The sequence below is a fragment of the Paenibacillus dendritiformis genome (genome assembly GCF_015845845.1).
Classification (GTDB): domain Bacteria; phylum Bacillota; class Bacilli; order Paenibacillales; family Paenibacillaceae; genus Paenibacillus_B; species Paenibacillus_B dendritiformis_C.
The window spans coordinates 18526-45297 of the sequence record NZ_LDIG01000192.1; the positions used below are offsets into that span (position 1 = coordinate 18526).

Below are 26772 nucleotides of genomic sequence, written 5' to 3' on the forward strand. Positions count from 1 at the left end.
CCTGCACTCGTGGCGACGGACCATAACAAGCAGCCGGTCATCATTATATCGCTGATTACGGCGGTATGCCTGCTCGGGGATTCGATGCTCTATGTCGTGCTGCCGATTCGGTGGCAGGAGTTCGGGCTGTCCTCCTTGTGGGAGGTCGGCATCCTGCTGTCGGTCAATCGGCTGGTGCGGCTTCCGCTCAATCCGGTGATTGGCTGGCTCTACCGCAAAATGTCCAAGCGGGCGGGCATCCTGCTTGCCGTATTGCTTGCCTCCGCGACGACCGCATCGTACGGGCTGGCGGGGAGCTTCTGGCTCTTATTTTTGATGCGCTCGGTGTGGGGGCTGGCTTGGAGCTTTCTGCGGCTGGGGGGCTATTTCACGATTATCGAGCTGTCGGACAAAACGAACCGGGGACATTTCATGGGCACATTCAATGGATTGATCGGCCTCGGCAGTCTGGTCGGCATGCTGGCCGGCTCGTTCGCCGTCGAATGGTTCGGCATCCGGAATGTCGCGCTTGCCTTCGGGCTGGCCGCCTTGCTGGCCGTGCCGTTCGTGCTGAAGCATGTTGCGCCAAGCAAAACGGCGCTGAATGACAGCGCTTCCTCGGCCGACGGGACACCGGCCGTCAAGCCTTGGCAGGAGCCGCTTGTCGTCTGGACGCTGATCGCCGGCCTGCTCTCCGCGATGGTGTTCCAGGGCATGTACAATTCAACGTTAAGCCGGTTCATTCAAGTGCATGAAGCGACGTATGTGAGTCTGTGGACGTTCACGATCGGGGCCGCCTCGCTGGCCGGCATCCTGCAAGCGCTGCGCTGGGGATTGCAGCCATGGCTGTCGCCCTGGATTGGGCGCAAATAAAGGAAAAGTGTGTTTTTGCAGTTTTTCGGCGAGTCAAGCTTTGAGAATCAGGGGGGCTGTCTCACTGTAGTGAAACTACTTTTGAGACATCCCCTTTTTTCACATTCCCAAATGGGTCTAGTTATTGATCATCTGCTTGACCAGTTCGCGGTTCCGCTGCTTGAACAAGTCGTTGTGCGAAGAGACCATCCCGTAGCTGTTCGCATCCGGCTGAATGAACTGCTTCGCCTTGTTCACCGCGTTGGCCGCATCCTGGAAGGCGCCCGCAATCAGATGCAGCTTCCCTTCATGGTGCAAAATATCGCCTGCCGCATACAGGCCGGGAATGGAGGACTCGCTGTTCGCATTGCCTTTGACATAGAAATTGTCCACCATCTCAATCTTCAGTTCGCTATTGCCGAGCAGGGAGCTGTCCCGCTCATAGCCATGGTTGATGATGACTTCATCGATGGCCAGGCTCGTCGTCTCTCCGGTCGCATGGTTGGTCAGCTCCACGCGCTCGATCACTTCATGATTGGCGCTCGCAATCAGCTTCGTAATCGTCGTGTTGAAGTAGCATTCCACGGTGCTGTTCTTCAGTTGGGTCACCTGAGCTTCATGGCCAGACAGCTCTTCCTTGCGGTAGGTCAGGTACACTTTCTTCGCGATAGGCTCCAATTCATTGGCCCAATCGATCGCCGCGTTCCCGCCGCCCGAGATGATGACCGTTTTATCCTTGAAATGCCGCAGCGACTTGACCGTATAGTTCAAATTCGATACCTCGAACCGTTCGGCGCCTTCGATCTCCAGCTTCTGCGGAGTGAGGATCCCGCCGCCGATCGCGGCGATGACCGTCTTGGAATAATGCTTCTTCCCTGAAGCCGCATCAAGCACGAAGAGACCGTCTTCATTTTTGGAAATGGATACGATTTTCTCGTTCAGCACCACTTCCGGATCGAAGGTTAAGCCCTGCTTCACCATCTGCTCAATTAATTGCGCCCCGGGAACCGGCGTGACCCCGCCGACATCCCAGATCATTTTCTCCGGGTAGACATGGACCTTGCCGCCCAGACGGGGCTGGTACTCGATCAGCTTCGTCTTCATCTCCCGCAAACCGCTATAGAAAGCCGAGAACAGTCCTGCCGGCCCACCGCCAATTATCGTCACGTCAAAGCATTCGTGCTGCGTCAATCCGCTCACTCCCGCATCGTATTCTAATTCTAATTGTAATTGATTATCATTATCAATTAGTATACATATCTTGCCTACCCAATACAAGCGAAAAACTATTGACAGTTGAAAAGGAGGCAATCTATAGTAAGATCATATTCGATACTGATAATCATTATCAATAATCATTCTATTTTACTCTATGGAGGTTGCATCATGGCTCGCCTATATACCGAAGCCTTAAATATTGGGTATGGTGAACGTCTAATCGTGAAGGATCTGAGCGTCACGATTCCCGACAAAAAAATCACCACGATTATCGGCTCGAACGGCTGCGGGAAATCGACCTTGCTGAAAGCGATCACCCGCATCATTTCCCATCAATCGGGCTCCGTCATTCTGGACGGCAAAAATATCGCAAGCGAGAATACGAAGCTGCTGGCGAAGAAGATGGCGATACTTCCCCAGTCCCCGGAGAGCGCCAGCGGACTGACGGTCGGAGAACTGGTCTCCTATGGCCGCTTCCCGTATCAGAAAGGGTTCGGGCGCCTCACTAAAAAAGACCTCGACGTCATCGACTGGGCGCTGGAGGTCACCGGCACGAAGGAATTCAAGCACCGCACGGTCGACGCGCTCTCCGGCGGCCAGCGCCAACGCGTCTGGATTGCGATGGCCCTGGCGCAAGAGACGGATATCATTTTCCTCGATGAGCCGACCACCTATCTCGATATGGCGCACCAGCTCGAGGTGCTGGAGCTGCTCCAAAAATTGAACCGCGAGCAAGAGCGCACCATCGTCATGGTGCTGCATGACTTGAATCAGGCGGCCCGCTTCGCCGATTATATGATAGCGATGAAGAACGGCCGCATCGTCAAGGCCGGAGACTGCGAAGAGGTCATGCACCACGACGTGCTGAAGCAAGTGTTCCATATCGATGCCGAGATCGGCCGCGATCCGCGAACAGACAAGCCGATGTGCGTCACCTATAATCTGGCCACCGTGTAAAAGAAGGAGAACGTTATGATGAAAAAAGCAATGATTCCGTTTATACTGCTCTGCCTGCTGTTGGCTACCGCCTGCGGCAACGGCTCAAATAATAGCGGCAGCCCCGCCCCTAAGGACGCTCAACCGGAGCCAGGCGGCGCAAGCACGATCACGTATCAGTCGGAGAACGGACCCGTCGAGGTGCCGGCTCATCCGGAGCGCGTGGTCGTCTTGTCCAGCTTCGCGGGCAATGTGATGGCCCTGGACGTCAATCTCGTCGGCGTGGACTCCTGGTCGAAAATGAATCCTCGCTTCCAAGAAAAATTGAAGGATGTCCAGGAAGTATCCGATGAAAATTTGGAGAAAATCATTGAGCTGCAGCCCGATCTCATCATCGGCTTGTCCACGATCAAAAATATCGATAAGCTGAAGCAAATTGCTCCTACGGTCACCTTCACGTATGGCAAAGTGGATTATTTGACTCAGCATATCGAGATCGGCAAGCTGCTGAACAAGGAAAAGGAAGCCCGAAACTGGGTGGACGATTTCAAGAAGCGGGCGCAGCAGGCGGGCGAAGAGATTCAGGCGAAGATCGGGAAGGATGCCACCGTCTCCGTGCTGGAGAAGTTCGACAAGCAGCTCTACGTCTTCGGCGATAACTGGGGGCGCGGCACCGAGATCCTGTATCAGGCGATGCATCTGAATATGCCGGACAAGGTCAAGGAAATGGCGCTCAAGGACGGTTATTATGCCGTGTCGCTGGAAGTGCTGCCCGAATTTGCGGGCGATTATGTCATTCTGAGCAAGAACAGCGATGCCGACAATTCATTCCAGAACACGGATACGTATAAAAATATTCCTGCGGTGAAGAACAATCGGCTGTTCGAGGTCAATGCGAAGGAATTCTACTTCAACGACCCGTTGACGCTTGATTTCCAATTGGACTTCTTCCGCAAGAGCTTCCTTGGACAATAATGCGGAGAAAAAGGCTCTGCTCCGTGCATCTTTTACATGAATCTATTACAGAAAAGATGAGAGAACGATGATGAAGGAAACGAAACGCTCCCTCCCCTTTACCTGCAAATGGCTGGCCGGATTGCTGTTCTTCGCGGCAATGTTCCTCGTCGCGATGCGGTTCGGCGCAGCCGACACGACGCTTCAGGATGTCTGGCTGGCCTTGACGTCCCGCGCCACGGATGATCATATTGCGCTGATCCAGGAGATCCGGCTGCCGCGGGAGATCGCGGCGGTCGCCGTCGGCGCGGCCTTGGCCGTCGCCGGCGCCATTATGCAGGGCATGACGAGGAATCCGCTGGCCGATCCCGGCCTGCTCGGGCTTACGGCCGGAGCCAATGCCGCCCTGGCCATCGCCATCGCGCTCCTCCCGGGAGCCGGATACTTGGCGATGGCGGCGGCTTGCTTCCTCGGAGCGGCGGCAGGAGCCGGATTGGTATTCGGGATCGCGGCCTTGCGCAGAGGCGGCTTCTCCCCGCTGCGGATGGTGCTGGCCGGCGCGGCCGTCTCCGCGCTGCTGTACGCGATTGCCGAAGGCGTGGCCCTTTATTTTAAAATATCGAAGGATGTGTCGATGTGGACCGCCGGCGGCTTGATCGGCATGTCCTGGGTACAGCTGCAAGCGGTGGGGCCGTTCATTGCCCTCGGCATTGTCATCGCCCTGCTGCTGGCGAGACAGCTTACCATTCTCAGCTTGAATGAGGAGGTGGCGGTCGGACTGGGGCAGAAGACGAACCGCATCAAGGCGCTCCTGTTCGCCGTCATCGTATTGCTCGCCGGGGCCTCCGTCGCTCTGGTCGGCAATCTGACCTTTATCGGCCTGATGATCCCTCATATCGTCCGGGCCGTCGTCGGGACCGATTACCGCTATGTGCTGCCGATGTCGGCCATTCTGGGCGCATCCTTCATGCTGCTTGCCGACACCTTGGGGCGAACCATCCATGCGCCGTATGAGACGCCGGTCGCGGCGATTATCGCGATCATCGGCCTGCCCTTCTTCCTGTTCATCGTGCATAAGGGAGGGAAGGCATTCTCATGATCGAACCCGCTCTGCGCATTAGACAGCGCCTCATCGTATCGGGACTGCTGGCACTTATCGTCATCACGATCGTGATCGGCATGGGGATGGGCTTCGCCTCGCTGTCTTACGACAGATTGATCCCGACGATGCTCGGGCAAGGCAGCTTCAAGGAGGAGTTTGTCTTATTTTCCGTTCGTCTGCCGCGCATTCTCATCACGCTGCTGGCCGGGACGGGTCTGGCGCTGTCCGGCGCGATTCTGCAAGGCATCACGCGCAATGATCTGGCCGATCCCGGCATCGTCGGCATCAACTCGGGGGCCGGCGTCGGTGTGGCCGTGTTCTTTTTATTCGTTCCGGTGAATGCCGGATCGTTTATTTACATGCTCCCGCTGGTCGCCTTCGCGGGCGCGCTGCTTACCGCCTGCTGCATCTATCTGTTCTCTTACCGCAGACGGCAAGGCCTCCAGCCGATCCGGCTCGTCCTGACCGGCGTCGGCTTCTCCATGGCGCTGTCCGGGGTCATGATCGTCCTGATCTCCTCGGCGGAGCGCGCCAAGGTCGACTTTATCGCCAAGTGGCTCGCGGGGAACATATGGGGAACGGACTGGCCGTTCATCGGGGCGCTTCTCCCCTGGCTGATCGTCCTGATTCCGTTCACGCTGTACAAGGCCAACCGCCTGAATGTGCTGGCGCTTGGCGAGCCTGTCGCCATCGGCCTCGGGATGCCGCTGAATAAGGAGCGGCTCGTCCTCCTGTTCGCCGCGGTCGCGCTGGCCGCTTCTGCCGTCTCCGTCACCGGGGGCATCGCCTTCATCGGCCTGATGGCGCCGCATATCGCCAAAGCGATGGTCGGCCCGCGGCATCAGCTCTTCCTCCCTGTCGCCATTCTGATGGGCGGCTGGCTGCTGCTGGTTGCCGATACGATCGGCCGCCAGCTGGCGGATCCCGACGGCATCGCCGCAGGTATCATGGTCGCCTTCATCGGCGCGCCGTATTTCATCTATTTGCTGCTGAAGAAATAAAGGCTCAGCCCAAAAATCCCTTGAGTTCGGATGCTCAAGGGATTCTCTGTGCAGTGGCGCTACCCGTCCGACAGCCGGGCCAGCTCCATGTCCGTGCATCGCAGCACCTCGCCAATCGAATGGCGGATGATCAGATCGGCTGCCCCATCCGCAGGGGTTGGCTCCCGGTTCACAATGACGAGCCGGGCGCCGCGCTCCTTGGCCAACCGCGGGAATTGATTGGCCGGACTGACCTGCAGCGAGGAGCCGAGGACGAGAAGCAGCTGCACGCCGTCCAGCATCGCATCGGCCCGGGCAAGCTCCCGCTCAGGCAGCCATTCCCCGAACAGCACCACATTCGGGCGCACCCGCCCGCCGCAGCCGTTCCTGGCGCAGCGGGTCAACCGCTTCGGCTCCACATAATCGGTGCAGGGATACTGCGCATGGCACGTCATGCACCGGAGGGTGCCCAGGTCGCCGTGCAGCTTCGCGATGGCCGATGTCCCGGCCTGCTCGTGATAATATTCCACGTTCTGCGTGATGACGCCTCGGATGATGCCTCTTCGCTCCCAATCGACCAATATGCGATGCCCGGGATTCGGCCCGTGCTTCCGCATCTCCCCGATGCGCCACCGGTAGAAACGGACGAATTCGTCATGGTTCTCCTCCATCGCGTCCAGGCTGGCCAATGCCGCCGGGTCCCGATCGTTCCACATCCCTCTGTCCGCAGACCGGAAATCCTGCAGTCCGCTCTCGGTCGACATGCCCGCTCCCGAAAATACGACCGTCGACGCCGATTCCTTCAGCCATTTTGCAAGCAATGAGATGCCTCCTTCCGCTTATAACCCATTTTTTACTATACAACACCCTTCAACTCATTGGAATCCAATCCATACGATGGAAGCCGCCAAAAGGCGCCGGAAAACGAGGGCAGCAAAAAAACGGAGCCGCATCCACGGCTCCGCCTCTTCAAGTTGACATATGAACCTTATTTGAGATCAGGCTCGGTTGGTTCTCCCCAGCATTCGACGTTGCGAAGCGATTGGAAATGCGAGATATGGAAGACCGGGTTGCGGCCCTGGCGCTTCTGCTCCTGGTAGTCCTTCAGCGCGTCGAACGCGATTCGGCCCAGCAGCACAATGGCAATCAGGTTCGTAATCGCCATGAACGCCATAAAGAGGTCGGCCAAATCCCACACAATCGCGACCTTGGCGACGGACCCGAACAGCACCATGCCCACCACGGCAAGACGATAAAGGAACAGCCATGTTTTACTGCTTTTAATAAACTCGATATTCGTCTCCCCGTAATAGTAGTTCCCCACGACCGAGCTGAAAGCGAGAAGGAACACGGCAATCGCGATGAAGCTGACGGCCCAACCGCCGATATGATTGGCCAACGCGGCCTGAACCAGTTCGATTCCCGTCAGATCTTCGGTGCCGTATGCGCTGGAGAACAGCACGATAAAAGCGGTCGCGCTGCACACCAGCAGCGTGTCCACAAAGACGCCCAAAGCCTGCACCAGGCCCTGCTTCGCCGGATGGGTGACGTCGGCCGCGGCCGCGGCATTCGGGGCGCTTCCCATCCCCGCTTCATTGGAGAACAGGCCCCGCTTAATTCCCATCATGATCGCGGCGCCCAATCCGCCGCCGGCCACCTGCTCGAAGCCAAATGCATTCCGGATAATGAGTCCAATCACGGCAGGAAGCTCCGACAGATTGGTGACCACAATGTAGAGGGCCAGCAGCACATAACCGCCCGCCATTACGGGAACCAAGTATTCGGAAGCCTTCACGATGCGCTGCACGCCGCCAAAAATGACAAATGCGGTGAGGGCAGCGACAACGACGCCCACCCAGAAGCGATCCATGCCGTAGGCGCTCTCCAAGGCCAAGGAGAGCGTATTCGCTTGCACGGAGTTGAACACAAGCCCGTAGCATATCGTGATGAGAACGGCGAACAGCACGCCCATCCAGCGTTTGTTCAGCCCTTTCTCCATATAGTAAGCCGGTCCCCCGCGGAAGCCGCTCTTGTCCTTCACCTTATAAATCTGCGCCAGTGTCGATTCAATGAAAGCGGTGGCCGATCCGATCAAGGCGATCAGCCACATCCAGAAGACGGCTCCCGGTCCGCCCGTGGCAATCGCGAGCGCTACCCCCGCCAGGTTCCCCGTGCCAACCCGGGAAGCCGTGCTGATGCAAAAAGCGCCAAACGAGGAGACCCCGCCTTTGCCTTCTTTTGAGCTGGTTGCGCCTTCTCCCAATAAGCGAACCATCTCGCCCGCCATTCTAAATTGGACGAACTTCGTTCTGAACGTGAAATACAAGCCCGCCGAGATCAAAATTACAATCAGTACATAAGACCAAAACGTATTGTTAAAAGAAATAATATCGTAGATAAACTCCAAAATTCTATCCACCTTCCTTGTGTTCGTCATAAGTCATCAACCGCTGCAGCTACTGGAAACGTAAAATGATGGGCCCGTCAAAATCGAGCTGTTCGGGTGGTAGAATCCTAGGGAATATCGTGTGAATATGTTTTACTTATTATACATTCACGAGAATTATATGTAAATAAAATCTAGTAATTGGTATTCTACACCCCTTGATTGGTTAACCGAATCACGTCCAGCAGCGCTATTTTTTGCTTCGTCTTCTCGTGATAGAGCCATCTGTCCTTCACATGATCCACGAACAGCACGCCATTCAAATGATCGATCTCATGCTGAATGCAGCGCGCAAGATATCCTTCCCCCTTCAACGTGAAGGGCTTCCCTTCCCGGTCCAGGCTCGTCACGGCGACCGCATTCGCCCTCTTCACATGTCCGTAATAGCCGGGAAATGACAAACAGGCTTCCACTCCATCCTGCTCCCCGCTTAATTCCACAATCTCGGGATTGATCAGCTCGATCAATCCTTCGCCGCAATCCATCACGATCACTCTCCGCAGCACCCCGACCTGCGGCGCGGCGAGGCCGGCGCGTCCGTCACTGGCATAGAGCGTCTCCACCATATCATCCAGCAGCTTGAGGATTCGCGGCGTCACTTCATCTACCGGCTTGGCAACCTTGCGCAATATAGGGTCCCCGAAAGGCAATATCGCACGTTCTGCCATCATTTCACTCCTTTCTTCTTCATAGGTGACGTATGCACCCACAAATCATTGGGCGTGCAATCCAGCGCCGTGCACAAGGCGTCCAGCGTCTCGGCCTTCATTTGCCGCGGTTGCCCGTTCATCAAGGCGCTTATGGATGGCGCGGACAAAATATAATTCGCTCTCTCGCGCAGCAAGCGGGACAATTCCGCTCCCGACCATACTCCCCTCTCCGCCATCACCTTGCGCAGCATCCATACGAGCATATGAATGATCCTCCTATTTCCGGAAATTTAGCTGGTGGCTAAATTTATTAGGTATTACCTAATATATGCGATAGCTTGCAAGATGTCATCAGAAATTGTCCTGAAGATATGATAAAAATCATTTTTTGCCGTGATAAATCGGTATCTCCCGGCCCATGCGGATCGATGCTCCGCATATTATAATGAGGAATAACTTGACAATCCGGGGCACGGATTGTTCACGGGAGGGCGATGACCGGATATGAAGCCGAAGACGGGAGATATTTATTGCGTATGGGTGGAGCCGCTGCAGAAATACGCCGCTTGCCAGGTGACCATGCTGAAGGAGCCGGACTCGGGAAAAGGAAGGAGTCTGGCCGCCGTACTGGAATTGGACTGGACCGGCGACGATCTGCCCAATGAAGAAGAGCTTGCGAGTATGAAGCCGCTGTATTGCGATTATTTTTTCTGGAATCACCGGATCGATCACAGCTACCTTGATGCCACGGTCCCCAAGCATTATATCTTGGCAGGCAATGTGCCCCCGAAGGTCACGGAGAAGATCAATAGCTATGCCGGGGGCTGGAATGTCGGCGCCAGTGTATACCGGCAGCTAAAATGGATGGAAATCCCCGAGGAACGGCGAAAGCGCTTCAAGGAAGCGGCGCGCGACGACACAATGATTGAAGTAGGCAGCCAGCAAGTTCGCCGTTCAATGAATGTCGCCGATGACAAGCTGCTGCGGAGCCTCTCCGACTTCTCCGAGCTGGACAAGCTGCCATGTCTGACGCGCATTGTCGCCAGCCGTGCCGATGAGGCGCTGCTGTCTTATATCGCAGGCAATCCGTTCATTACCGAACTGCAGTTGGAGCATCCCGGCGGCGCTTCGCTTGATGTGCGCGGGAGCCGCTTGACCCGGCTTGTGATGCAAGCGGACGGGCTGGAGGCGCTCTTCCTCAATGAAGGCTTGCGCCATCTCTCGCTGGGAGGCGCGCCGTCACCCCATCTGACCATCCATGCGGAGGATGGGGGGCGGGGGCTGACGGCTGCCTTTACGAACAACGCGCTGCTGAATTGCGGTCTGGATCGTCTGGGCGCGCTCCAGTTGAGCGGCGTCCGGGAGCTGGATCTGGAGCCGGTTGTCCGAAGCTATCCGTTCCTCCGGGAACTGCGCCTGTGGGGCAAGCCCGGACAAATCCGCAACCTGGGCAGCATCGCGCACTTGTCCCGGCTCCGTATGTTCTGCGCCAATGAAATGTTCGGGTTCGCGGGCGAGGAGTTCCCCGATCCCGATCGGATGCCGGAGCTCTCGTCCTTATGGATGGCCAGCCTTCCGGCCGAAGCGGCCGCTTCCATCAAGAAGAGATACAAAAAGGAAGCCGCCAGCGGCGTGCTCCATCTCTCTATCACCAACCCGCGCAAGCCGGAATGGCTCGCGGAAAACGTCGAGAACCCGTTCCGCGATTGGGACGGCCGGGAGCATATCGCGCTTGCCCATGCCAAGAAGGCCATGAATCAGTACAAAAAGAGCTTGGCCGCCATCGCGGCCGTCGAAGCCCGGCTCGGCAGCGGCATGTCGGCAGCGGAGGCGGAGGCGAAACTGGAAGCCGCCGTCGCCGGGTATACCGCGGCGTTCAATGCGATGGACAAACGCGCCGGCTTCATCGAGACGGTCGAGCGGGAAGAAATTTTTGCCGTACTGGAGGATCTGCTTCAAGGCGCTCAGTCCAGACTCAGCGCGGCCGGGGTTCGGATCGATACTGCCAAGCTCTTCGGCGTATTCGACCGGATTCGGGACTTCTAAACCGATACTGTGGGTCCGGCCCTCGAGCGGGCCGCTGCTATCCCCATCTCCCCCCCTTAGCAGGCGGGGAATGGGGATATTTTCGTGCCCGGGGCGGTTATTTCGAGATATCGACGAACCCTTCGCCGAACACGTCCCGCACATCATGAATCGTAATGAAGGCGTCTTTATCAATCGCTTTTACGATCTTTTTGAGCGTGCTCACTTCCTGCTTGCTGATGACAATATACAGAATCTCCTTCGGCATTTTCGTGTAATGCCCATGCCCGTATAAGACGGTCACCCCCCGGTCCATGACGACATTGACTTGCTCCGCGATCTTGTCGTGCTCCTTGGACACGATCGTCACGGCCTTCTTCGGATTGACGCCTTCAATGATGAAGTCCATCACCTTCGTCCCGATATAGAGCATCACAATCGTGAACATGAGACTCTCGGCGCCAATAATGAAGTAGGAGGAAAAGGCGACGATGAGATCAAAGAACAACAGCGCATAGCTCACGTTCCAGTCCAGATACTTGTTCATGATCCGGGCCAAGATGGTGGTTCCCGCAGTCGTGCCCCCGACGCGGATAATCAAGCCGATCCCCACGCCCGTAAAGACTCCCCCGAATATCGTGTTAATGATCAACTCATTGGATTCAATGCGCCAATCCTGGGTCAAATGCAGGAACAACGAGTTGAAAACGACGGCGATGATTGTATATACGGTCGTATTTTTGTCGAGAAATTTATACCCGACGATTAACAGAATGGAGTTCAGAATGAAGCTGACGAGCCCCGGAGACCATTGGAACAGGTAGTACAGTATGATGGTGACCCCCGTCACCCCGCCTTCGCCGAGCTCGTTCGGAATGACGAACAAATTGATGGCCAGCGCAAAAATAAATGCCCCCGCCATAATGACAAAAATGTCGATGCAACGTTTTTTCATAATCCGATCCTTTCCCGTAACGCTTGTAGTGATCGCGGCAGCTATTCCGATGTACGCGCGCAAGCCCGTATCCCCGTATATTTTATCAAAAAAAGGGATTCCGGTATGCGATCCGCAGCAAAAAAGCACCTGACTTCACGCCGGGTGCCTCTGTTAAAACTCTATGCGGCAGTTCTATTCATCATGATAGGGTTCCGCGGTCTATGTATCCATCGGGATATGATCCCAATCTTCCTCGTCGCAGCCGGCCATCCAGAACAAGCCTCTGCGTCTTTCCATCACGATGCTTTCGTTCATGCCGGCCGGGGCTTCCTTCCCATGAATCCGGCTATCGACGCATGCCCAATGCAGCCTGTAGATTTTGTCGGCTTCATCCATGATTTCCTCCCGGCCGCGCAGGGCGGTCTTCCCATAAAATTCCTCGAACGACTCGCATCGGGACACCGCCTCAATCGCATACTCGCAGTCGCAAATGTGATCGGGGAAGTCGAGTGAATCCACCAGACCTAGCGCCCAGAGAAGCGGCCAGTACGCTTCGTACTGCCACACAATATTTACCGCCTCTTGCTCCGCCGGTTCGGCATCCTGCAGCAGCTTGCGCTCCTTCTCCGTCACTTGATCCTCCACATCGAATTTACGCAGCATGCGCATCACGAATTCCTTCGATTCTTCCAAATCTCCGCCTTGAGTCACATCGCAAGCATACTGGATCACGATTAATAGAGCGACCGCTCTTCTCGCGATGTCTTCTTGCGTTTTCCACTGACATGCCGCCACGGGCGGGAGCTGGGGCAAGGATTCCAGAACGGGAATGCCGCGTTCCTGGATATAGGCGATGGACGCGCGCTTTCTTCGTTCGCCTTCCTCGGAGGTCATCTCCGGCCCCATCACTTTGCCGGTGCAGGCCCGGGGAGTGAAGTCTGCCGGTCCCGACGTTCCGTCGGGGTAGACAATCGCTTGCCCGTCGCTATCGAGCAGCGTGCCGTCCTGCAGGAACCCGATGCCATCGATGGCGGACATCAGCGCCGTGCATAATTGAAGCTGGCCTTCGTTCAGCTCCTTCTCCGCTTGGATCGCAAGCACCGTATTGAAGACGGAGATCTGCGTAAGGACCAGCTCCTTCCGTTTCTCATCGGCAAAAGAAATGCGATCATAAAAGCCCATCATCCCGGGTATATTGGCTTCGAAATAATCGGGATTCGTCTCCTCGGTCAACACTCGAATCGTCATCTTGTGCTTTTGGAACAGCGTGTTGGATTGGATGATATAATCATTGCCAGTCTGCTCGATCTTATAGCCTGACGCGAACACGTCCGCTATCTTGCCCCCGATATCATCGATATCATTCTTGGAAGCAAATATGGTGAAATATTTCAAACTCCACAACCTCCCCGGAATGGATATATTGCTAGCCTACTTGACTCACGAAGCGGCTGTCAAATGCACGAATGCACTGTCCGTCCTTTGATCTATCCAGTACGGCGTACCTAATACGCTCGAAGAACCGTCCGTAGCCTTTGTTCATGAGCAGCTCGTGCCACCAGCCGGCGACCAGCTCCGGATCATTGCGAAACACGCCGCACCCGTAGGCGCCCAAGACAAGATTGCGGTCCCCCCGGTCGGCGAAAATCGCCAGCGCGAGCCGCATGCGGTCCCGCGTGACCTGCTTGCCTGATCCGGATCCTCCCCCTTCAGCAGCACCTGCCCGTAATTGACGGCCGGCAGCGTCAACACGGAGGCGGTCACCGGCTGCTCCAGCAGCTCGAACCGCTTGTCGCGGAAAAACACCACATCCGGCGAGTAGATGGCATGGTCGGTATACATCATCGATTTGCAGGCACGGTTGGCCCGATAATAGCCCTCATGGCGAAGCTGTGTGGCGTATAATCCGCTTGATGCGGCAAGACTCTCCTCCTGCGCCATCGCCCCGTTCAGGAAGCCCCCGCCCGGGTTTTTGGCGCTGGCGAAGTTGAGCACGCCCACCCGCTCGGTACCGGCCCGGGCGAAATCAAGAATCGCCTGTACCGTCGCCTCGTTGCATACCGTTTGCTCCGCCGGCTTCCCCGCGGAAGGCGGCCTTCCGTTCCGCACCAGTTCGGCCCCCTGTTCCGGCGTAAGGAGCACGCTGTTGTCCTCCGAATATCGCTGGACCGCGGCGAAATCGATCCGCCGCCCGTTCATTTCATAATATCCTTGGTGCATATAGCGCAGCGTATCCTGCGCGATTGCTTTTCGGTTCATGTTACTCCTCATGTTACTCCCCTTCTTGTGCTAAGAGCTGATCCCGGACCTCAGTCAATGCGAAGCCCAACCCGTTGCGGCCCCGCCATTTCATCGGATTCTCCGCATCCGGGTTGGTCTTGCCCATCCCGATGCCCCAGATGCGGTCGCGCGGGCTTGCCTCCACGAGGATCCGGTTTTTCGTCGTTTTCAGGAAATTCCACAGTTCCGGATTTTGCGAAAACTTGGCATGGTTGCCCCGCTTCACGATCTCATAGCAGTTGCTCTCCCATATGTCCTTGTCGAAGTTTTTCACGGCGCGGCCATAAGCTTTCATCTCTTTCGGATGCTTCGCGTTCATAGGAAGGGTATGGTAAGTTTTGTTCATTCTTATTTAGCGGAATCCGTTAATTCTAGTTTAGCAGTTACAGATGAATTCCGAGAGGCTTATAAACAGTAAAGGAGGGGCAAAGTTTCCGCCTCTCCCTAAATAATGGTATTTGTGTTAATTTGTCATTGTCATATCATTGCTCTTACTCTCCAAGGCTAGCATTTAACTTACGAAGCATTTCAAAGGTATTCATGTAATCAACCCCCATAGCTCTACAGGCATTAGGGATCAAAATTCTTTTCCTAGCGTCCCTACTATATTGTTCTTGAGTAACAACAACACAATTATAAGCTTTAGCAAAAGCAACTACCCAGCTATCCGCAACATCTGCAAACTCTGTTTTGGCATAGTCATGGTACTGATCTTCTCCGATAGACCAGTCAATTAATTCACGATATGCTTCGAATACCTCTTCATTTTCAGTTGAGGCAAACCAACGATCAAATTCGGAGAGTGCCCACTTATTTAAGGCGTCTTCTTGACCTGAATTCATTAACTCGTCCTTAACTCTATCAATACTTACTATATGACCTCTATCTGCTAACTCCAACAGGACACGCCAAAAACAAGGTGCGATGTCAAAGGCATAGTACCTCCTATGTGCTTCAACTAGAACATTAGTATCTAAAACAAATCTTAATGATTCTGTCATGAATACACCTCAATTCCAAGGTGTTTCGCATACTCCGAAAAGGTATTTCCTTTAAGGCCTGTCAGTCTATATGCTTCGTTATATTGCAAACGCCCTTCCTTTGCACTTGTAAACACAGCTTCCGCAAAACGTCGGCCAATTCGGAAGTGTTGGTTCGAGTAGAAGTTTCCCCCGCCTTCTCCATCTTGAGCTTGTTTACGCTCAATTTCAACCCATGCATGATAAAAATCAAAAAACTCATCTCTAGATATTAACATCAAGTCTAAAGCTCTTCGAGCCGTTACAATGCTGCTCACCTTGAAATGTTTTGCCAAAAGGTTGAACCGATCAGGGTCATTATTGATACTCTCCCACACCGATCTCAACTCATCTTCAGGCACGAGGAATTCTGCTGCTGTTTGATTACAAGCTTGCTCAATCGCTTTATTAGAAGGTTGAAGGTTAGAAAGATCAAAGGCCGCACTTGCCCCAAACCAGATGTGAGCTAATTCGTGAGCAATGGTAAACATCTGAGCAGCCTTGCCATCAGCTCCGTTAATGAATATCAGCGGGGCATATTCATCCACAAGAACAAAACCCCTGAATTCATTCACATCCAGCTTCCTGTGTGTGTTGTTCCCTACTATTCCATTTCTAACAACCAAGACACCAGTATTCTCGATTTTGATCATTAACATTTGGAGAGCTTCCTGCCAACTTTTACAGTCCGCTGCCCAACCATTTTCAATTTCCAAAGTCCTTCTAATTTTTTGGGCCACTTCCTTGGGTTTATCCGTCAATTGGCAAGATCCAACATAGGATAGCGGTTCTTGACCCATATCCAATAAATATTCACGCATCCATGCTTGCCGTCGCTGCATCATTTGGACAGTTTCCAGCAAGTCAGGACTTGGTTTATAAGCATAAGTATCATCAATTGTTCTATAGTGTGGAATAGGCAACTGTATTTGCGGTGGTTTAGATAAAAAGAAAAAACCGAGTGGAGTGGAAGTGGCTTTAGCGAGCTGTTCCAGTTGTCTTAATGTTGGTTGTGTTTCATTTTTCATCCAACTAATCAACTTCGGGAACTTCTTTTCAATCGTCTCAGCTACATCTGCACGTTGTAAAGCCCACCGAATCACTTCTGGGTTCACTGCAACTCTTGCCACTTCCGCCACCTCCTTTTTAAGTTCATTTTATGATATTCAATTGGTATTTGGAATCACAATTTTTAGCTGTAGCCATTCAACCAATATCACCGATTAACAAATTCCAGCAATATTATGCCCAAAGATTAATTCAAACCTTCACAATCTCCAACAGCTTCTCGTAGCTATTCACCACATCATACTTCACTTCACCGTTATTCAACTTGGCAAAGTGTTTCCGGGCACATTCAATCTTCGCCTTCTCCACTTCACGGAGTTCCATGGATTCCATGGAGCCTTTCGTTTCCGCGATGAAATAGATATGCTTCACATCGCCTTCCTTAAATACAATCGCCCAGTCCGGGTTGTAGTTGCCCATCGGCGTCGGAATAAAAAATCCCCGCGGCAACTTGGCATATACCCGGACTTCATTGCTGACATCAAGCTCTTTGGCAAAAGCACGCTCGATCTTGGAATCCGTTACAACATAATCGTAGATATGTTTTTCAACCGGAATTGCGTTTTGCCCCAATTGTCCGGATAATGTATTTTTCGTAAATACGTCCGCTTCGAATGTATCATTGAGAACATCATACGTTATGGATTCAATGATCGTCGTCGCTTTCTGCTCATTGATTAGCTTGGCGGCACGAATCATGAATTCTTCCGGGTTCTTTCGAAATTGAAGGAATGTGGCTTCTTTAATTCCCGTTAAAATGGCAACTATCGTCTTTCTCGTTAGTCGTGTCTCATCCATTAATTTGCCGACCAAATCGTATTTAATTCGGAAATCCGGTTTCACTTCCACAAGCTCGGTTTTTGTTTCACGTGTCTGAAAGGCTTCCCCCGATTTTAACTGTTGTTGGGACTCAATTCGGTTCATTTCGCCATGCCTGATTGCATATCGGATCGCAGGCACTTGTAAATGATTGTCCAAAGTCCTTACACATTTCTTAACAAGTTCCTCGGAGTCGAATTTGACGGTATACACGGATTTGCGATTAATTTGGTTCCAAAGCTCTTGAAATTCCTTTTTATAAAAATTGTTATTGACCGTAACGGAAGCAATATTATGGTTCCGTTCATTATCCGCCAGATTCGATTTGCCCTCTACATAAATCGACTTAACCAATTCGACCAACGGTTCCTGAAAGCCCGACAATTCCTCGGGAAGTTTAAGGCTCTGGTTTTCTACAGCGTTAAAATAAACATCCGTCAAATTGTACTGATCATCCACATAATCATTTTTTATGAACGTGTACAGTAACTTGCTTGCTAAGGCATCTTCTAACTTCAATTGCTCGCCGCGTGCATTCTTCAACACCTTATCCAAGAAAAAGTCTCGATCTGCTTTGCGTGGACGATCGGACAGCGTTTCAGCGATTTCGTTTTGCAGCTGTTTCGCAAATTGCTCGTACGACTCACTGGCAATGACGGTCAACACGTTGATTTCATGAACGTCGATCACCGGTACACTCGAATCCATCCGTTCACCATTCTGATTGACACAAAGCCGCAGTCCCCGCCCGACTTCCTGACGTTTCTTGATGGTGGAATCGCTATGTTTCAGCGTGCAAATCTGGAACACATTCGGATTATCCCAACCTTCCTTAAGAGCAGAGTGGGAAAAGATAAACCGGGTTGGTTCCGCAAAACTTAGCAATCGTTCTTTATCCCGCATAATCAGGTCATAAGCGTTCGCATCATCGGAGTCCGTCTCTCTTGCCGATACCTTCGGATCGACATAACGGTTGCTTTTCTTATCGATCGAGAAATAACCCTTATGCGTTTCTTTCACCTGTATCCGATTCAAATACTGAATGTATGGATCATTGGCAAACAGCGACATTTGCTCATTGAGCAAGGCCGTGTATTCTTCCTCAAACATCTCCGCATAAACACCATTAAGCTCCGAACCATCTTTGTCATACTGCCGATACTTCGCTACTTCGTCGATGAAAAAAAGCGATAACACTTTAATCCCTTGATGAAACAACGCACGTTCTTTTTCAAAATGGGACTTGATCGTTTCCCGAATCTGAATACGGCGGAAATGCAGCTCTCCTACATCCCCATGAACATCTCCAGCATATAACGTTACGCCGTTTATAAAGCTAATGCTGTTGTTTTGTCCGTTAATTTCGGACACTTTGTATCCCTTGTACTGCTCAAGCTCACCGGACAACTGATACAAATCGTCGTTTTGTCTGATTTTATACGTCTTCCTGGCAAGACCCGTTTTTGTCTTCACTTCGAATTCCAGCCGGGCAACCGGAGCATGCTTCGTGCTCACATCGATGCCTTCCAGATACAGATAGCTGTCCGTGCCGCTTGTTCCTTTGGCCGAAATCCCCTTCACGCTGATCTTTTTCACCAGCTTTTTGTTGTATGCATCCAGGGCGTCGAGCCGGTACACTTTGTTGTAATCTTCACGATGCGTCGCCGAATAACGCAAGGTGAACAACGGATTGAAAGCCTTCAGGGATTCTTTCGTCTGCTTGCCTTCAACGGATTGCGGCTCGTCAATGATCAGGATCGGATTTGTGCTCGCCAGTACGTCAATCGGTTTGCGGCTGTTGAAGTCATCCAGTTCCATGTAAATGCGTCTTGCATCTTTCCCTCTCGCATTAAAGGCTTGCGAGTTGATAATCATTACATTGATTCCGGCGTCGCTGGCAAATTTCTCGATATGATGCAATTGCTTCGAATTATACACAAAGTATCGTGCCTTCGTGCCGTACTCGGACATGAAGTGATCTTCCGTGATCTGGAACGTCTTGAGCACACCTTCACGAATGGCGATAGAAGGAACAACGACAATAAACTTGCTCCATCCGTACTTTTGGTACAGTTCAAACATGGTACGGATGTAAGTGTAGGTTTTGCCTGTCCCGGTTTCCATTTCGATCGTCAGATTATATTTGCCCTCAAGCTTCTCGGATATTTTCAGACCATTCTTCCGTTGCACCGTTTGGATGTTTTTCAAGATTTCCTGATCAATCAATTGAATGGCGGTGTTCTTGAATCCGATATTCGCTTGTTCGGCATTCGCGAGATCATCCATGACCATTTGTTCCGGCTTTTGTCTTCTGCCTCGGTCAAGTGTAAATCGGGACAACTCATTCGGTTGCCCCTCAAAGCAATCCACGATACTTTTCACGGCGTCCAACTGAAACTGCTGATGTTTGAATTTGATCTTCAATTTGAGCTCACCACCTTACAGCACTTGAATTTCTGTGCCCGGAGAGAGCATCTTGAACAATTCTTCAACATTGATGCGTGCGGAATCATCTTCAAAGGAACTGTCGCGGAATACAACCCGAAGCGGATGTTCTGCTGCAATTTGTTTCATCACGGATTCCGGCACGTTGTCTTCAAAACATGCGATTAATGAGTTTCCAGCGACGTAATGAACGATCTTCCCTTCAAGTTGCTTCGTTTCCATAGGCAACGAAAGCTCAAGGCCGAGTTCCAGCATGACTTGAATGAGCAAATCTTCCCCGGTACGATCTTCTTTGATATTGGATGCGAGATCGAATATGTCCCCCTGCTTCAGCTTGTCCGGTGCATAGTAAACGTCCTTCATGTTCGAAGAGTCCACCCGGAACACCCGGAAGCCGTAATCGATGTCGGCACCGGTTTCTTCTTTAATCTTCTTCGCGGCACGGCGGATGCGTTCTTTGCCGATTTCGCAGATATTCTTAAATCCAGCTTTAAAAGCTTCGGATTTCTCATCTGTTTTTTCTGGAAGTTGAACCATGATAAATTTAAGATTTTTTTGCTGCAGTGCATTAAGATGCATTACTGCATGGGCGGTTGTTCCAGACCCGGAAAAAAAGTCAAGAACCAAGTCCCCATCTTTTATTACAAGTTTTAATAGCCTATCAATTAATGCTGTCGGTTTTGGAGTATCAAAGTAATTTTCACCAAACAGGCTCAAAATCTCTTTTTTGCCTTCTTTGTTTGAAGAGATATCATCCCAATAGTTAGTAGTAGGCTGTCCTTTACTTTCATGTGCATAAATAACCCTTTGAGGGACACCATTTAAATCTTTTCCAAAATAAATCCTACCTTCTTTTAGAAGCCTGTTATAACCACTTTCTGGATAAGCCCACAGCCTTTCGTGTGTTTTTCCGCCGGGTGTAACAATCTTATAATGGTATCCTCCTCCACTTAACCCTTTTGAAACAGTAATCGGCACTGGACGCCACTTACCATCCGGAAATTGTTCTGTTGGCTCATTATATGAATTATTAATATAGTCCTGTGACAATGGTTCAGCTTGAAATTCCACACTATCGGTTTTTGAATACGCTAGGATATACTCACCTTGAACAGCAACATTTTTCGAATCACTCGAAATTTCCTTTTTTCTTTTCCACATAAATGTTGTAATATGGTTTGACTGTCCAAATATCTCGTCACAAACTTTTTTCAGATTCGATACTTCACTATCATCAATTGAAATAAATATAACACCATCATCTCTTAATAAATTTCTTGAAATCTTAAGTCTTGAATACATCATCGTCAACCAATCGCTGTGAAAACGCCCATTTGCTTCCGTATTCTGAAAAAGCCTGTTACCTTCCTCATCCAGTTGCCCTGATTCTTCTAGATATTCGTCCACAGGCTCACTGAAATCATCCCGATAAACAAAATCCTTACCCGTATTATACGGGGGATCAATATAGATGCACTTAATCTTATTCAAGTAGGACTCCTGAAGCAGCTTCAACACTTCAAGGTTATCGCCTTCAATGTACAGGTTTTGCGTATTGTTCCAATCAACGCTGTCTTCCTTAACCGGTCGCAATGTCTTGTCAATCGGTGTGTTCGCGTTAAGGATCGCCTGTTTCTTACCAGGCCATGTGAGCTGATACCGTTCTTTCTCGCTTTCCACCAGTACATCGGATAATTCCTGTTTTAACAGGTCAAAATCAATGGCTTGTGTCACTTTGCCTTGTTCATCTCTCGCTTCGGTAATCACGTTGGGGAACAACTCAGCAATCTTATCGATATTGGCTTGGGTCAAATCCACCGATTTCATCGTTAGTTTATTCATGGCACGCCTCCGATTACTTAATCAAGTAGTTGATTCAATTCTTTTCTCTTTCGTTGCAGTTCCATGTTCAATTCAACTTTCTTGTTGAATTGTTTTTCGGCCCGTATCTTGGACTCTAGCCGTTGGCATTCTTGCGTCAGCTTGTCAATTTGGGCTTGCCGCTCCAAAACGGCTGTAAGCTCGATTTCCGGCTTCACCTTGATGGGAAGCAGTTGACGGATGATGTTCTCGTATACAGCCTTTAGATTGAGTCCTTGGAGAATGTCGAGTTTGATACTTTCGATCGGTTGCCAGTCCGTCTCATGGTAGGAACGAACGACAGACCGATTTTCGTCGGTCTGATTTCGCTCTTTGTAGGCGATAGCGAGCTTGGCCTGATCCTCATACATCAAGACATGCAAGATGGGATAAGGGATTGCCTTGTCTATACTCCGTAGCAAGTCAAGGGAGTACGTTTGCTCCTTCAAATGGACTTCAAAAATCTGAATTTCTTCAATATCCTCTTTCGGTTCAAGACGAATCGTGTCCTTGGATAGCTTGTGCTTCCAGAGGATCGATTCGACTTGTTCAGTAAACAGTTCCTTAAGATGATGATTTGCTTGCAGCTTCTCATAAAATTTGTTCTTCGGAATTTTGCGGTTTACGAGCGTGCTTGAGGGCAATTGGAACATCATGCATTCACCTGCCTGATGACGACAAAGGTGATGAGTTCAAAGTCCTCAAGCCCTTTAATCGAGTCTATAAGTGCTGTCGTGCCTCCCGAACTGAACAAGCTATCCAGATCGTTTTCTTCTTTCACCTGTACAATCGAGCGGATGGTCTCTTCCAACAGCATGGAATACATGTCCATCTTTTTGCCGTCTCTCGTCGCTTGATTAAAGCTGCGGCAAGCATCCATCATCGGTTCCGATTGCCCTCTGCATAGGGCTCTTAGGAAATCCAGCGTCTTTTTGACATCCATATGATTGGTGATGACTTCGCCATCTTCGCTCATATAGACAAGGTAAAAGGGATGCAGCCGGTTCTGCTTGTCGGGATTGCGTTCCTCATTGACGTTGCGAAGAACAAAGATGACCCCGGGCTTTGCTCCCTTCTCTTCGTCAACAGCCACAACCGCATGCAGTCCGCTCGGAACGGTATCAAGTTCTCCGTTCTCCTTTACATAGTTCACCAAGTCCATGCGAAAATCGTTCAGGCCCAAATCGGTGATGGAGACGCCCGTGTTCATATCATCCAGATCGACGACTTCCTTCTGTAAACGATGAAGTTGCTGCTTCCGATATTCCAGATCGCTGGATTGATTGAACAGAACGTTATCATCGCCGGTTGCCGTCATATCCATGATGACCATGCGATTCTCGACCCTTTCTTTCAACTGTATGTATTCATCCAGCGTCATGTTGGGCCAGAAGTTCACCAATTGAATTTCCTTGTTCTGCGAACCGATCCGGTCTATTCGGCCAAATCGTTGAATAATCCGCACTGGATTCCAGTGAATGTCATAGTTGATAAGATAGTCGCAATCTTGCAAGTTTTGCCCCTCAGAAATACAATCGGAAGCAATGAGCAGATCAATCTCGCCTTTGACATCCGGCATGGTCAGCTTCTTCTCCTTGGATCGAGGCGAGAAGCAAGTCAGCAATGTGCTGATGTCATTCCGCAAACCAGCGGTGTTTTTGTTCTCATCGCTGCCGACGATTTTGGCCGTGTCGATATTGTACTTCGCCTTCATGTACGCAGATAAATGCGTGTACAAGTACGCCGCGGTATCCGTGAACGCACTGAAAATGATGACTTTGCGGTTGCCGGGATTGATTGGATGATTGATTTTGTGATCAATAACCTGCTTCAATGTGTTTAATTTCTCATCATGTTCAGGCGTTACTTTCTGCATTTCGGTCAGCAAGGCGGAAAGAATGTTGTGATCATTCATCAAATCTTCTTTCCAGCGAAGAACATCCATATCGGACAAATTGATCTTGATCGTATCCCCGATGCTGAAATCATCGTCCAGCCAATCATCATCGTCAAGATTGGCATCCTCAATATCGGTATAACCTACGGCATCGGATTTCCCGCTTCGCTCGAATGCTTCGATTTGCTGAAGCGTCTGATCGATTTTGGAGACAATCTTGGAAAGGGTCAATCGGAACGACTCCACTGAACTTTCCAAGCGTTTCAGCAGGTTGATCCGCATCAAAATCTGTAAGCTACCTTCGCGATCCATCTGCCTGAAGTTCCCGCTCCCGCCCCTTACGCTGGTGTCATACAACTCTTCATAGAATCGCAGTCGGCTCGGTTGAATATATTTGAATGGTGCATAGATGCCGAGATTGATTCTGGACAATTCTATAAAAATTTCATTATACCCGATAACATCGGTTCTGTCGGTCAAATCGCAAAACTTGGAGAGAGGCGGCAGCCGCCTTGGGAACTCGCCGATCTCCTCCGCTTTGTAATACTTCTGGATATGCTTGCGTGATCGAGCGATCGTCAAGCTGTCCAGCAGCTCAAAAAAGTCGAAGTCGAGCATACCAAGAAGCGTCTCCGTTGTACGTTCAGCAACATCCATCTTAGACCACTGGTTAAACGCGGACTGGGCTCGTTTGAAGATGTCGTTAATCCCCCGCTCCGTACCCAACTTGCTGTTGATTTCCTCTGGATTTCCTTCATAAGCCAAGGCAAGCTGGTTGCGAAGATCCATGAACTTGTTGTTCACCGGAGTAGCGGAGAGCATGAGCACTTTCGTTTTCACGCCGCTTTTCAACACTTTCCGCATCAGCTTCTGATACCGCGTCTCTTTATCTTTCTTGGCTTCGTTGTTACGGAAGTTATGTGACTCATCAATGACGAGCAAATCATAATTACCCCAGTTCAATCGGTCAAGCGGGATATCGTTTGATTTGCCTCTTTCCCGCGATATGTCCGTATGGTAGAGTACATCATAGCGGAATCGGTCAGCATACAAAATATTGTTGGTTACATTCTGTTTATAGGTAAGCCAGTTGTCGCCGAGCTTCTTGGGACATAACAATAATACGGACTTGTTGCGAAGTTCATAGTATTTGATGATACCAAGAGCCGTAAATGTTTTTCCCAGACCAACGCTGTCTGCAAGGATGCATCCGTTGTACTTTTCCAGTTTATTGATCGCACCAAGAACCGCGTCTTTCTGGAAGTGATAGAGACGTTTCCAGATTTCCGTCTCTTTGAATCCAGTTGCTTCGTTGGGCAAAATGTCTTCTGTGATGTCTGATAGGAACTCGTTGAAGATATTGTACAAAATGACGTAGTAAATGAACTCCGGAGAGTTCTCTTTATACACCGATGAAATATGCTCCACAACTTGGTTCGTGACATCTTCAAGCTTGCTTTTGTCATTCCATACCTGATCGAACAGATCGAAAAACATTTTGGTAAACGGAGCTTCTGTGAACTTGTTCACCATCTTGGAGAGAGCATTGCCCTTTTCATAACCAAGATCAACGGTCGTAAAGCCATCGATCGGCATATAGGTGACAGCATTGTTTGCATTCTGCAAATTCAGCATGCCTTGCATCGAGCCTGAAGTACGGTTCGATTTGAACGTGACTTTTTTACGAATCCAGTCACTGCATTCTTTTGCAATCGCTTTGAGTGTCAATTCGTTTTTGAGCCGGATTTCAAATTCGGTGCCGTACAAGCTTTTTTCCCGGTTCCGTTTCGGGATATAAAATTCCCGCTTCTCCTTCTTTATGCTATCCGCAATAAAGGTGGGAGAGGTGAAGATGAACCGGACTTCTTCCACCTGATTCAGTTCTCTCATTAAGGCTTCGTATGCATAAATGGAGAAGCATGATGCAGCAATCGATACCTTGCTTCCTTTACGAACCTCTAGTTTCAAATTTTCGCCGAGAAGATTGTCGATATTATTGATGATTTCCATAGTTCACCTCTTGTTCCACCCGAAACCACGCAACTTTTCCTATTCGACATCCCCCGTTGAAATTCCTTGTTTGAAGTAGTTCTGATTTCCTATTTGAGGAAATATATTGTTCGATGATGACTTTTGTAACGTGAATTGGGTGGTGAACTTGAAAAAATTGATGTTTCGGCCTCAGCACCGCCTTACCCAGGCAAGAATTCCAATGAAACAAGCCAAAAGTCCACAAAAACAATTGATAAAGAGTTACTGTCGGCAAATCATTATTCTATATATCGTCAATATTGATAAATTGTAACGTAACACAGAAAAAGCCGAACCATCAAGTTCAGCCCGTAATGTAAAACCCAGCCATATTTATCGTATAACTAACCTCGTTTGCTCTCTTTTGCTCCAGCATTTTTTAACAAGTCAGCTATCTCTGTCAGTCCAGATTCTTTGGCGAATTGTAGCAAATATTTAGGGCTTGCTGAACGAAAGAAAAATCCAGTAGCAGCAAGGGTTTAGCGCCTCTTTTGTCGAATTCAAGTGCAAGGAAAACGGGTTTATCCCATGAAAAACCGTGCACGTGGAGGTGTCCAGATTGTATCAGCGAACCGAGAGCCAAATGATCTTGCAGGCGACTTCTTCCTTCCGTTCGGCGGGAAGCTGCGGAAGATAACCGCTGGGTATTGCTGGCCCAGATGATTCCGTGGTGGAAGCTCGAAGAGAAATATGCGAAGAACTTTAAGAAGAGCCTCAAGGGTCAAAAGGCCGTATCGATCCGTGTCGCGCTCGGCGCCCTCATTATTCAGGAGCGGCTCGGCACCGACGATCGGGAGACGCTTCGTCAGATTCTGGAGAACCCGTATCTGCAGTACTTCCTCGGTCTGCCGGAATACCAGTACCGCCGTCCGTTTCACCATTCTCTCATGACACACTTCCGCAAGCGGCTGGGCGGCGAGATCCTTGATGAAGTGAATGAGTGGATCGCCCTTGAAGAAGCGCGCAAGTCCAGCGAATCGGATGATTCATCGGACGACAATGAACCTGGCAGCGGAACTGCCGCAGCGTCCGACGAGCCGTCAGAACCGCAGCCGCGGCAGATGGAACTGACGAACGAGGGCGAACTGCTGCTGGATGCGACCTGCGCGCCGGCGGACATCGCCTACCCGACGGATCTGTCTCTTCTGAATCAGGCCAGAGAAAAGCTGGAGAAAATCATCGACATCCTGCATGAACCGGAACGCGGAAAGACTCGCAAGCCAAGAACATACCGGGAGCGTGCCCGCAAAGCCTATCTGGCGATTGCCAAGCAA

The 26772-nt window shown here is 50.9% G+C and carries 20 protein-coding genes and 3 pseudogenes; 7 read left to right on the forward strand and 16 right to left on the reverse strand.

The window, feature by feature from the left end; all coding sequences use genetic code 11:
- Positions 1-9 precede the first annotated feature (9 nt).
- Entirely contained in the window at positions 10-852 is an 843-nt protein-coding gene (locus tag ABD76_RS19570; RefSeq protein ID WP_338125153.1) for an MFS transporter, read from the forward strand.
- Positions 853-969: 117 nt separating this feature from the next.
- Here the strand turns inward: ABD76_RS19570 and ABD76_RS19575 are convergent, their stop codons facing one another.
- Positions 970-2022 (reverse strand): NAD(P)/FAD-dependent oxidoreductase, encoded by a 1053-nt coding sequence (locus ABD76_RS19575; RefSeq protein WP_197258834.1) that lies wholly within the window; start codon positions 2020-2022, stop codon positions 970-972.
- Between the two features lie 195 nt (positions 2023-2217).
- Between ABD76_RS19575 and ABD76_RS19580 the strand changes: the two genes are divergently transcribed.
- From ABD76_RS19580 to ABD76_RS19595, 4 genes are all read left to right on the forward strand, one after another.
- Positions 2218-3006 carry an ABC transporter ATP-binding protein gene (locus ABD76_RS19580; RefSeq protein WP_197258835.1) on the forward strand — a complete coding sequence of 263 codons (789 nt, stop codon included), beginning with the start codon at positions 2218-2220 and terminating at the stop codon, positions 3004-3006.
- An 18-nt stretch (positions 3007-3024) separates the two neighbouring features.
- Complete coding sequence (locus ABD76_RS19585; protein ID WP_197258836.1) at positions 3025-3960, forward strand: iron-hydroxamate ABC transporter substrate-binding protein; 936 nt, start codon at positions 3025-3027, stop codon at positions 3958-3960.
- Between the two features lie 67 nt (positions 3961-4027).
- Positions 4028-5038, forward strand: a complete 1011-nt coding sequence (locus tag ABD76_RS19590; RefSeq protein WP_197258837.1) for a FecCD family ABC transporter permease — start codon at positions 4028-4030, stop codon at positions 5036-5038.
- Positions 5035-6042 (forward strand): FecCD family ABC transporter permease, encoded by a 1008-nt coding sequence (locus tag ABD76_RS19595; RefSeq protein ID WP_197258838.1) that lies wholly within the window; start codon positions 5035-5037, stop codon positions 6040-6042. The genes ABD76_RS19590 and ABD76_RS19595 overlap by 4 nt, the downstream gene beginning before the upstream one ends.
- Positions 6043-6101: 59 nt before the next feature.
- Here ABD76_RS19595 and ABD76_RS19600 read toward each other — a convergent pair whose 3' ends face one another.
- The 4 genes from ABD76_RS19600 to ABD76_RS19615 form a co-directional block, all read right to left on the reverse strand.
- Positions 6102-6842, reverse strand: a complete 741-nt coding sequence (locus ABD76_RS19600; protein WP_197258839.1) for an SIR2 family NAD-dependent protein deacylase — start codon at positions 6840-6842, stop codon at positions 6102-6104.
- 167 nt (positions 6843-7009) lie between these two features.
- Positions 7010-8428, reverse strand: a complete 1419-nt coding sequence (locus ABD76_RS19605) for an alanine/glycine:cation symporter family protein (protein ID WP_197258840.1) — start codon at positions 8426-8428, stop codon at positions 7010-7012.
- A gap of 188 nt (positions 8429-8616) precedes the next feature.
- Positions 8617-9135 (reverse strand): peptide deformylase, encoded by a 519-nt coding sequence (gene def, locus ABD76_RS19610; protein WP_197258841.1) that lies wholly within the window; start codon positions 9133-9135, stop codon positions 8617-8619.
- Complete coding sequence (locus ABD76_RS19615) at positions 9135-9380, reverse strand: helix-turn-helix domain-containing protein (RefSeq protein ID WP_197258842.1); 246 nt, start codon at positions 9378-9380, stop codon at positions 9135-9137. The genes def and ABD76_RS19615 overlap by 1 nt, the downstream gene beginning before the upstream one ends.
- A gap of 241 nt (positions 9381-9621) precedes the next feature.
- On the opposite strand from ABD76_RS19615, the gene ABD76_RS19620 reads away from it, so the two are divergent.
- The gene (locus ABD76_RS19620; protein ID WP_197258843.1) at positions 9622-11163 is read left to right on the forward strand and encodes a hypothetical protein; all 1542 of its coding nucleotides are present in this window, start codon (positions 9622-9624) and stop codon (positions 11161-11163) included.
- A 97-nt stretch (positions 11164-11260) separates the two neighbouring features.
- Here ABD76_RS19620 and ABD76_RS19625 read toward each other — a convergent pair whose 3' ends face one another.
- From ABD76_RS19625 to ABD76_RS19670, 11 genes and pseudogenes are all read right to left on the reverse strand, one after another.
- A complete protein-coding gene (locus tag ABD76_RS19625) occupies positions 11261-12097 on the reverse strand; it encodes a YitT family protein (protein WP_168181834.1) in 837 nt (278 codons plus the stop codon).
- A gap of 201 nt (positions 12098-12298) precedes the next feature.
- The gene (locus ABD76_RS19630; protein ID WP_197258844.1) at positions 12299-13474 is read right to left on the reverse strand and encodes a DUF4272 domain-containing protein; all 1176 of its coding nucleotides are present in this window, start codon (positions 13472-13474) and stop codon (positions 12299-12301) included.
- 31 nt (positions 13475-13505) lie between these two features.
- Entirely contained in the window at positions 13506-13745 is a 240-nt protein-coding gene (locus ABD76_RS30460) for a TIGR02452 family protein (RefSeq protein ID WP_338125154.1), read from the reverse strand.
- Between the two features lie 107 nt (positions 13746-13852).
- A pseudogene (locus ABD76_RS30465) lies at positions 13853-14350 on the reverse strand (TIGR02452 family protein); the annotation flags it as partial.
- A 1-nt stretch (position 14351) separates the two neighbouring features.
- Positions 14352-14678, reverse strand: a pseudogene (locus tag ABD76_RS19640) (NADAR family protein); the annotation flags it as partial.
- Between the two features lie 172 nt (positions 14679-14850).
- Entirely contained in the window at positions 14851-15360 is a 510-nt protein-coding gene (locus ABD76_RS19645) for a DUF4411 family protein (protein WP_197258845.1), read from the reverse strand.
- Complete coding sequence (locus ABD76_RS30470) at positions 15357-16508, reverse strand: ImmA/IrrE family metallo-endopeptidase (protein ID WP_197258846.1); 1152 nt, start codon at positions 16506-16508, stop codon at positions 15357-15359. Before ABD76_RS30470 ends, ABD76_RS19645 begins: the two co-directional genes overlap by 4 nt.
- 130 nt (positions 16509-16638) lie before the next feature.
- A complete protein-coding gene (locus ABD76_RS19655; protein WP_197258847.1) occupies positions 16639-19689 on the reverse strand; it encodes a type III restriction-modification system endonuclease in 3051 nt (1016 codons plus the stop codon).
- Positions 19690-19704: 15 nt separating this feature from the next.
- Entirely contained in the window at positions 19705-21552 is a 1848-nt protein-coding gene (locus tag ABD76_RS19660) for a site-specific DNA-methyltransferase (RefSeq protein ID WP_197258848.1), read from the reverse strand.
- Between the two features lie 17 nt (positions 21553-21569).
- The gene (locus ABD76_RS19665) at positions 21570-22226 is read right to left on the reverse strand and encodes a DUF4391 domain-containing protein (protein WP_242069654.1); all 657 of its coding nucleotides are present in this window, start codon (positions 22224-22226) and stop codon (positions 21570-21572) included.
- Positions 22223-25477, reverse strand: a complete 3255-nt coding sequence (locus tag ABD76_RS19670) for a helicase-related protein (RefSeq protein ID WP_197258849.1) — start codon at positions 25475-25477, stop codon at positions 22223-22225. Before ABD76_RS19670 ends, ABD76_RS19665 begins: the two co-directional genes overlap by 4 nt.
- Positions 25478-26057: 580 nt before the next feature.
- On the opposite strand from ABD76_RS19670, the pseudogene ABD76_RS19675 reads away from it, so the two are divergent.
- Positions 26058-26772: pseudogene (locus ABD76_RS19675) on the forward strand (transposase); the annotation flags it as partial.